General features: G+C 46.0%; 9 protein-coding genes, 1 tRNA gene and 1 pseudogene. 5 read left to right on the forward strand and 6 right to left on the reverse strand.

Annotated features, from left to right (window positions below):
• Positions 1–178 precede the first annotated feature (178 nt).
• The 4 genes from IM509_RS18735 (at position 179) to IM509_RS18750 (ending at position 5,387) form a co-directional block, all read left to right on the forward strand.
• On the forward strand, positions 179–763 hold the full coding sequence (locus tag IM509_RS18735) for a DUF3727 domain-containing protein (RefSeq protein ID WP_002763315.1): 585 nt from the start codon (positions 179–181) through the stop codon (positions 761–763).
• A 320-nt stretch (positions 764–1,083) separates the two neighbouring features.
• Positions 1,084–2,085 (forward strand): circadian clock protein LdpA, encoded by a 1,002-nt coding sequence (ldpA, locus tag IM509_RS18740; protein ID WP_052278046.1) that lies wholly within the window; start codon positions 1,084–1,086, stop codon positions 2,083–2,085.
• Positions 2,086–2,202: 117 nt separating this feature from the next.
• A complete protein-coding gene (locus tag IM509_RS18745) occupies positions 2,203–3,948 on the forward strand; it encodes a R3H domain-containing nucleic acid-binding protein (protein WP_221634881.1) in 1,746 nt (581 codons plus the stop codon).
• Positions 3,949–3,959: 11 nt separating this feature from the next.
• Positions 3,960–5,387 (forward strand): hypothetical protein, encoded by a 1,428-nt coding sequence (locus tag IM509_RS18750; protein WP_052278044.1) that lies wholly within the window; start codon positions 3,960–3,962, stop codon positions 5,385–5,387.
• 201 nt (positions 5,388–5,588) lie between these two features.
• On the opposite strand, the gene IM509_RS18755 is transcribed toward IM509_RS18750, so the two are convergent.
• From IM509_RS18755 to ndhL, 3 genes are read right to left on the reverse strand one after another with little or no spacing between them, the layout of a single operon-like run.
• The gene (locus tag IM509_RS18755; RefSeq protein WP_052278043.1) at positions 5,589–6,017 is read right to left on the reverse strand and encodes an ATP-dependent zinc protease family protein; all 429 of its coding nucleotides are present in this window, start codon (positions 6,015–6,017) and stop codon (positions 5,589–5,591) included.
• 4 nt (positions 6,018–6,021) lie between these two features.
• Entirely contained in the window at positions 6,022–6,327 is a 306-nt protein-coding gene (locus tag IM509_RS18760) for a DUF3007 family protein (protein ID WP_002751981.1), read from the reverse strand.
• Positions 6,328–6,346: 19 nt separating this feature from the next.
• On the reverse strand, positions 6,347–6,586 hold the full coding sequence (gene ndhL, locus IM509_RS18765; protein WP_002732218.1) for an NAD(P)H-quinone oxidoreductase subunit L: 240 nt from the start codon (positions 6,584–6,586) through the stop codon (positions 6,347–6,349).
• A gap of 172 nt (positions 6,587–6,758) precedes the next feature.
• Between ndhL and IM509_RS18770 the strand changes: the two genes are divergently transcribed.
• Positions 6,759–6,844 (forward strand) — tRNA-Leu (locus IM509_RS18770).
• Positions 6,845–6,918: 74 nt separating this feature from the next.
• On the opposite strand, the gene IM509_RS18775 is transcribed toward IM509_RS18770, so the two are convergent.
• From IM509_RS18775 to IM509_RS18785, 3 genes and pseudogenes are all read right to left on the reverse strand, one after another.
• Positions 6,919–7,557, reverse strand: a complete 639-nt coding sequence (locus IM509_RS18775; RefSeq protein ID WP_002763323.1) for an HAD-IA family hydrolase — start codon at positions 7,555–7,557, stop codon at positions 6,919–6,921.
• A complete protein-coding gene (gene queG, locus IM509_RS18780; RefSeq protein WP_185237710.1) occupies positions 7,547–8,494 on the reverse strand; it encodes a tRNA epoxyqueuosine(34) reductase QueG in 948 nt (315 codons plus the stop codon). The genes IM509_RS18775 and queG overlap by 11 nt, the downstream gene beginning before the upstream one ends.
• Positions 8,495–8,889: 395 nt before the next feature.
• Positions 8,890–9,013 (reverse strand): annotated as a pseudogene (locus tag IM509_RS18785) (IS630 family transposase); the annotation flags it as partial.

A 9,013-nucleotide genomic window follows, 5' to 3' on the forward strand; every position in this document is an offset into this window, starting at 1 on the left:
GAAATGGGGCGAAAGTCTGTGGACTCTGTGTAAGACAGTACATGGTTTTTTAACTGTGGTATGCGACGGTGGTGGAAGCAGAAACTTAAATCGTGAGGTTTAGGAATCGCCGCACTTTTAGGGCGGCGAGGATGTCAACTCATGATATTCTGATTCAATCAGTAGCGTTTGAGAGCCTATGTCCCCATCTCAATTTAATTTTCAAGAAAACGAACTCGAAGAAGCGGATATCATAACCCTCTGGGATGAGCAAGGTCGATCGCTGGACTGTTATATTGAGAATGCCTATGAAACCGATGATCTCACCTATATGCTTCTTGTCCCCGTGGATACCCCGGTGATGATTCTAGCTTGGGATGAGGAATCGGAGGAAGAAGAATCTGATGCCTTCTTAATCGAAGATAGCGAGGAAATCGAGCGGATTTTCGCCGATGCTAAAGCGGTTTTAGCAGAATTAGACCTATTGCTCAAATCCACTGCCCACACCTTGACTGTTAGTGGTGAATTACCGCCCCTAGAAGAAGATAATGTTCTCAGTTTAGAAATTGATGGCGATGAACCCTCCTCGTCATCAGAGCCGGAAGAATTGCAATTTCTCGCCAGTTTCTTTTCGGAAGACCAAAAATACTCGATTTACAGTCCCCTAGCTCCTTTGTTATTCTTAGCCGTCGGTGATGCGGAAGGGAAAGTTGAATTAGTTTCCCCCGATGATGACGGTATGGGACCAATTCTAGAGGAACTTTTGTTTGATGAACTCGATTAATTACACGATCTTACCAAATCCGCCGACCAAAATTTGTGATCAATCTAGTGACAGTATATCTTTCGGGATTTTATTATCCTCGTGATTAAAACGGATTTGGTATTTTTTTCCCTAAATTAATTACACATTTTCCTAACCACTGACGAACCTATTATCTATCGGATAGGCTGCTAGCCTCTGCTTGCTGGCAAAAGTGAGGGGCAGCCTCAGACAGGCACTAATGCCAAAGGAAGAATTAATAATCAGTCTTTAGTCAGAAGATTTGGTATCAGAGCAGCACAAGGCTGACGTTTAGGGGCTGGCTGCGATAGGATAAAAAAGTGCTAGATAAAAACTCCTCTCCCTTCTGGTCCTTAGTTGCGGGTCACTGGTTCAAGCTCATTTGTGGAGCTAGTTACCAGGATTTGCCCACGATTCGCAACCTCGCTTTGACCTATACTATCGCCGGGGCCGATTGTATTGATGTGGCCGCCGACCGAGCCGTGATTGTTGCGGCCCGCGAAGGCATCGAAACCGCCGAAAAAATCGCCGGATTCCCCCCAAATCGACGACCTTGGTTAATGGTCAGTCTCAACGACGGGGAAGATCCCCACTTTCGTAAAGCTGTCTTTAACCCGCAACTCTGTCCGGTCGATTGTCCCCGTCCCTGCGAAAAAATCTGTCCCGCTTATGCTATCGATAGGGGAGGAGTAATCGAACAGCGCTGTTATGGTTGCGGTCGCTGCTTACCCGTTTGTCCCCCGCAAATAATCGAGACAATATCCCGTGTCTGTCAACCCGCAGAAATTATCCCCTTAATTATCGAAATGGGAGTCGATGCGATCGAAATTCATACCCAAGTCGGTCACAGAGAGGAATTTGCTCGACTCTGGCAAGCGATCGCACCTCTAACTAAAAACCTAAAAATCCTCGCCATAAGTTGCCAGGATGATCAGCAGATCATTGATTACCTCCACTATCTGCGAGAAACTATTTCACCCCTAAGCTGTCCTCTGATTTGGCAGACGGACGGCCGGCCGATGAGCGGCGATATCGGCAAAGGAACCACCCACCCGGCCATTAATATGGCCAAAAAAGTCCTCTGTGCCAATCTAGCCGGATTTGTGCAGTTAGCTGGGGGAACCAATGACCACACCGTGACCAAATTACGGCAACTGGGACTGAGAGAAAAAATCGCTGGTATTGCCTATGGAAGTTACGCCCGTTCATTGATTTTGCCAATTTTAGAGGATTTATACCAGCCTAACCTTGAAAATGACCCCCAAGCCTACCAAGAAGCCGTTAAAGCCGCTTCTATTCTCGTTGCTCAATTAAAAGCCTAACCTTGGTCAAAAAACTATAATATTTTTTTAATTGACAACTAACCCCTAAATGTGTTAGACCCCAAGAAAATCTTGGAAATAAAAATAGCCAATTATCGCCAAAACCTTTTATTATTAATGCCAGAAACCCTACCCTCCTCTCGGATGCCAGTTACCGACGATTTAAACAAACTCTTGGCAATTCTACCTGTGCGGATTCGCAGCAAAATCGAGGAACACCCGCGGCAGCATCAACTGATCGAAGTAGTTATGGATTTGGGACGCATACCAGAAGCGCGTTTTCCCGATGGGGCGATCGATCTGGGGGACGAACCGATCTCAAAAGAAGAAATCCAGTATTCGATCGCCAGGGTGGGCAGTTTTAGCGGCGATAATCGCGCCGGGATTGAACGCACCCTGCACCGCATCAGTGCCATTCGCAATCGAGACGGGGAAATTATCGGTTTAACCTGTCGTATCGGTCGGGCCGTTTTCGGTACGATCACCCTGATTAACGACCTAGTGGAAACGGGAAAATCCCTGCTGCTGCTCGGTCGTCCGGGGGTAGGAAAAACCACGGCCTTGCGAGAAATAGCCCGAGTTTTAGCCGACGATCTTAACAAACGGGTAGTGATTATCGACACCTCCAACGAAATCGCTGGGGATGGAGATATTCCCCATCCGGCCATCGGTCGCGCTCGTCGGATGCAGGTGGCCCGTCCGGAATTGCAGCATCAAGTCATGATCGAAGCGGTGGAAAACCATATGCCAGAGGTGATCGTGATTGATGAGATCGGTACGGAATTAGAAGCTCTGGCCGCTCGCACGATCGCCGAGCGAGGAGTGCAGTTAGTGGGAACCGCCCACGGCAATCAATTGGAAAATTTAATTAAAAACCCAACTTTATCGGATTTAGTCGGGGGAATTCAGGCAGTAACTCTCGGAGACGAAGAAGCACGCCGCCGGGGTTCTCAGAAGACCGTTTTAGAACGCAAAGCACCGCCCACCTTTGACATTGCCATCGAAATGTTGGAACGTCAGCGCTGGGTCATCCACGAGGACGTATCTACCACGATCGATCAACTGCTGCGGGGACGGGAAGCAATTGCCCAAATCCGTTGGGTAGATGAGGAGGGGAAAGTACAAGTCGCTCAGGAAGAACCAAAATCGGAAAACTTGACCCCTTTGCGCGGCAATTATCTGCCGGAAATGGATAAACCTAAGGGATGGCGGGCCGATGGCCGGATGACTCCCGTGGCCCGTTTCCCTGCGGGCCCCCTCAACCGGGAAAACGATTTCGATCGCCTCCTCGAACAATCTTGGCTGCAGGAAGAACCGGAAACGGAAAAAGTCCGCGTCCCCGGTCCCAATGGCGAAGATTGGCCGGTTTATGTCTATCCCTACGGAGTCAGTCGCGCCCCGATCGAACAGGTAGTACAGTCCCTAGATTTGCCGATCGTTTTGACCAAAGATTTACAGGGGGCCGATGCGGTGCTGGCCCTGCGTTCCCACGTTAAAAATCAGTCAAAATTGCGTCAAATTGCCAAAGTAAGACAAATTCCCATCCACGGGATCAAATCCAATACCCTGCCCCAAATTTCTCGCGGTTTAAAGCGGATTTTGGGCATTGATGACCCGATGAATCAGGAAGGTGCAGATCTGCGTTTATTTGCCCGCAGCGGTAGTGATGACGAGATCGAAGCTTTGGAGGAGGCCCGGTTAGCGGTGGAACAAATCGTTATTCCCACCGGCCAACCGGTGGAGTTACTGCCGCGATCGGCGAAAGTGCGGAAAATGCAGCACGAATTAGTGGAACATTACCGTCTCCAATCCGATAGCTTCGGAGAGGAACCGAATCGCCGTATTCGCATCTATCCAGCTTAGGAGTCGGGAATTTGCAGCGACGCACGCTCATCATTCTAGGTACAGGAACGGCGATCGGTGCGGTGGCCCTCCGGATTATCCATCGTCCCCAATCGGCGGCGGAATTGCGCACCAAAATGCCCCTAGCTGAAAGAATTAAGCTCTGTCTCGATCTGGCTAAGATTAAACTAGCGACCACGATCGATTATCTCGATAGTTATGCCCGTCGGGGCATTCTCTATCCCTATCTTACCCATCCAGAGCCATCGGGTTTTACTTTCTTCAATTGGCTACGGAGGGGGAATAGTCCCACCCCCGGCACTTGGAAGTTGGCAAAGGCCAATTTTTGGGCGGCAGGGGCTTTTCCTGCTTTATTATGGAAAATTGCTGACTTAGAATCAAACCCTATGGATGCGGGATTTTGGTCAGCTGCCGCGAAAAAATGGAGCGATCCCTTAAAAGAAACCAGTTTGAAAAACAAAGACATCGCTCTTAATAATGTACTGGTGTTTGCTCCTTGGTTTGAGTCGGGACAGGGTCAGGAAAAACAGACAGCTTTAGAGATAACTTTACGGGGGGCCAGACAACTAGCGCAACCTTTTCAGGATGGTAAAGGGAGTTATCACACCGATATCGGTACTTTTGGCTGGTTACGCAAGGCCGATCGCACCGATCAGCAAGAACATTGGCACGTTTTTATGGACCATACAATCAATATAGAACAACTGCTCTGGGCAGGTCTCCACAATCCTGACCCCAAGGAAGCAAAAGATTGGCAAGAAAAGGCCCTTTCCCACATCCGCACCATTAGCCGCACTTTTGGGGCTAACCGTCGCCCGGGTAAAACGGGAACTTGGCAAAGAGGCTATTTTGATCAAAATGTCAACTCTCCCACCTATAGAAATTTCTTATTTAATGAGGGAAAACAGGGCTGGCGCGATGATAGCACTTGGTCCCGGGGTCAAGCTTGGTTTATTTATAGTGCCACGACGGCCTATATTTACACCGGCGATCCGGAAATGTTAACCATTGCCAAGGATGCCATTAATTATTATCTGGACAATTTGCCCGATCGCTGGCCCGGTGGACAAAGACGCGCCGGGGATTTTATTCCTCCCTGGGACTTTGATTATGCCTTGCAAAAAAATGGCGCTACGGAAAAGGATTCTTCGGCAGCGGCGATCGCTGTGGCGGGGATGATTCGCTTATTAAAAGCTTTACCCAGCAGTGATCCTAGTTATGGAACCTATCGAGAGGCGATCGATAATACTCTCTTGAATTTGACTTCTTTTGCCTATTTTCCCGACGAAACCGCCCCAGAGATGAGTTTATTGCGTCATGGTTGTTATCATCATCCCGCCGCGATTCAACCCAGCCAAATCTATGATACGGGTTTAATTTGGGGAGACTTGTTTTTTATAAATGCTTTGGCTGAATACCAAGATTTACCCGCTACTTAGGGCTGGCTGAATAAATCTAAAAACCTTGTTGGATAATATCTTTAGACTTTTTGTCAATCAAAAAGTACCGGCCCTGGGAGTGATCAGGGGGAAAATTCCGGGACTTTTTCCCTGAAAATTAGGTAATTGACCCCCTCAAAATCGGTAAAACCCACACCCTGCCCCTAGGAAAAACTTTTTGCCGCAAACCCTAAATATAACTTAACTCAGTAAAAAAGACTTATTCGGATGGACAAGAAAGCCTTTTTTCAGCGCTTCTCGTCCTAATAACATCCGAAAACCCATGACATCGCGATTAGTTAAAGTTAATTCGATCGCCCATTGACGATCGCCAAGTAATACACTTGTTCTGATAACAGGACGTAGTTGACTTTGACCCCCAGAATTTTTTACCTGTCGCCATTCGAGGATTTCTGCGGTGGTGGTGACAGTGTGGTGACTATCTTTTTGGTAGGGATGAACTTGAAAGCGCAGCCAATTGCGATCGCCATCGAGAAAAGGGTGGAGATGAAAAGCGTGTAGGGCCGAGGAGCGAGCGCCTGTATCAATCTTGGCCTTTATTTTGGTAATGCCTAAATCAGGTAAATCCAGCCATTCTCGCCAACCGATGATGATTTTATCGGGTTTCATCTATTTATTTAGTTTTTTCTTCTTCAATCTCCCGCTGCATTTGGGCGATTTCTTCGGGAGTCATCGCTTCCAGGCGTTTTTTAAAGACGGCATCTTCGTAATCTTTGCGCTGTTGGCCGTAGGTCATATTATCGGTGGCGACTCGAAACAGATAGGTAAAAATCCAACCGATGACACCACCTACCAACACCGCTTGACTCCAAATTCCCGCCGAAGCACTATCTAAACCGGTTTTTTGTAGGATAATGTAGAGGATGCCGCCCATAGCAAACATCCCTATACCGATCCCGATGACATCAATGCGTCTCATGGGTTTTTTTGGTGATAACTTAAGCTTTTAGGGTACGACGTTGGGGACGGAAGTTAAGGAAAGGACTTAACAACAGCATCCCAGGGAAGAAAAAGCTCATCAGAAAGTACATAAACCCTCTTTCCCAAGAAGAAGCCACATACCAGCGCGTATTGAGGTAGTAGTAGATAACGGCGGGAATGACGAGCAAATACAAGACACTGAGAGATAGGTAGATCAGGGCGATGATAATGGTTTCTTGCGTCAGAATTGATTGCATAAGGATTGATTTTTCTCAATAGCTGTCGGTGAACGGCAATCCACCTGCTGATTATTTTACCCTGTCTTTCCCCCTTTGCGGCGATCGAATTGGCGGACTAAAATAATTTGCTGAAAATACTCTTGCCAATTAAATTATTTGTGATATGATAAAAAATTGTCGGTTAAATAACGGGGGCGTGGCGGAATGGTAGACGCTACGGACTTAAAATCCGTTGAGCCTTATAAGCTCGTGAGAGTTCGAGTCTCTCTGCCCCCATCGATCGAAGTCTATATTTAAACTGAGTGTTGGATATTCTAGTACAAATGTCCATGCTCCTAGTAAAAACTTTTTCAGCCAGCCCTATCTAAAATATCCAATAATTCTAGGGGATGATCAATGAGATGATCAGGGTTAAATTGGGAGAGAATTTGAGGGGAATTAAAGCCCCAAGCGACTGCCACCACCTGCACTTGACTTTTTTGGGCAGCAGTAATATCTCTGGTTTCATCGCCGACATAAATCATTTCATCGGGACAGAATTTATTTTGTCGGATCAGGCGATCGATAATTTTGTGTTTGCCGAATAAAGGCGTTCCCGAATAGATAAAATCAAATAAATTTAAGAGTTGATTATTTGCTAAAAATATGGTGACGTTTTCCTTGGTATTAGAAGTTATTATTCCTAATCTATAGCCTCTTTCTTTAAGAGTGGCTAGGCAGTGATGCCAGCCATGGAAAGGTTTCAGACATTCAATTTGTTTATTTAATTCCCGTTTAACTCGATAGAGTAAAAAAGGGATTTTAACGGGGGAAACTTGGGATTGTTTAATAATTTCTTGGGAACTAAGGTTTTTTAGTCTGGCCAAATCTTCCTCGTTGATGGGTTGATAACCAAAATTTTTAGCCAAACGATTGACAATCTCCACGAAAGTATCGTGGGTATCGGCGATAGTACCATCAAAATCGAACACGACTACTTTAATTGTCATCTTGTGCGGGGTGAGGGGAATGGGCTAAATTAGCTTGGGCATTACGTCGCCACTGCTGGGGTTTAATTCGACGCAGGGCTGACGAGATGAAACGACGATCCCACTCCTCTATAGTTAGATTAGCTAATTCCTCCAACCTTGGCGAGAGGTTTTCGGGACGAGGTTGAAAATCCTCCACGTCGGTAACTTGGGCAAAACGTTGATTCCAAGGACAGACATCTTGACAGATATCGCAGCCAGCTACCCAACCTTGTAAATTCTCGGCAATTTCTGTAGGCAAAGTTACAGCACGATTTTCGATGGTATGGTATGCAATACAGCGATTAGCATCCACCACAGAGGGACTAACTATTGCTTGGGTGGGACAAGCGCTTAAACAACGGCTACAGGTGCCACAATGGGCGCTATGGGGTCGATCGGGTTCTAAAGGTAAATTAGTTAATATTTCCCCTAAAAAGACCCAACTACCGTAATTGCGGGTAATTAAGTTACCATTCTTGGCAATCCAGCCGATCCCTGCTCTTTGCGCCCAAACTTTATCCTGTACCGGTCCGGTGTCCACATAGTAACGGGTTTGAATTTGCTCCCCCTGACTTTCTAACCATTGACTGAGGGCCTTTAATTTTTTACTTAATACTTTGTGATAATCCCTTCCCCAAGCATAACGGGAAATTTTGCCATGGTTTTGTTCTTGACTGTGTTGCTGGGGGGTGTAGTAGTTAAGGGCAAGACATATTAGCGATCGCACTTCTGGCCAAAGAGTTTTGATATCCTGTCGTTTCGGGTTAGTCATCCAATCCATATCAGCGTGATAACCCCGCTCTAACCAGCTTTTTAGATGGGATACCGCCGAGTCTTGACTATCCACAGAAGCAATACCGACCCCATGGAAACCTAACTCTAGCGCTTTTTCTTTGATTTGTGTTTCTGTGGGCATAGACATATCTTAAGTCAAGTATTCGTAACAATTATTTGCAATGATCAATTTATTGAGCCAAATCCCAGGCTGAACAATTAGAAACCATGATCAACGAAGAAACTGTGGTTCCCGTCCCCGCTATATCGTCCTCATACTAAATCCAGTTATTAAAAACTGATTATTTATTCTCCGTTTTGCATGAGTGCATGAGTAGAAAACGGGTTTCTCCGAGAAACCCGTTTTCTGTGCGTTACTCAACGGATTTAGTATAACCATTGACTTGCTCAATTCACACCCGTCCCTAAAATGACTTGCACTTTGCTAGTACAATTATAGTAAGAAGTAAAATAAGAAAGATTAAAACAAATAACCATGTCTCAACCGATTACCATCGAAGATAAGCTTTTACGCATTTAAGTTACATTGACAGCATTACCCTTATTTTTAAGTTTTCTACTCCATTTAATAATCAATCCCCCTTCATTTAAAAGCTGATTGACTACTTTTTCCAGTTCTTCTTTATTTTCAAATTCTCGA

The organism is Microcystis sp. M31BS1 (genome assembly GCF_020245285.1).
In the GTDB taxonomy this organism is placed as follows: domain Bacteria; phylum Cyanobacteriota; class Cyanobacteriia; order Cyanobacteriales; family Microcystaceae; genus Microcystis; species Microcystis panniformis.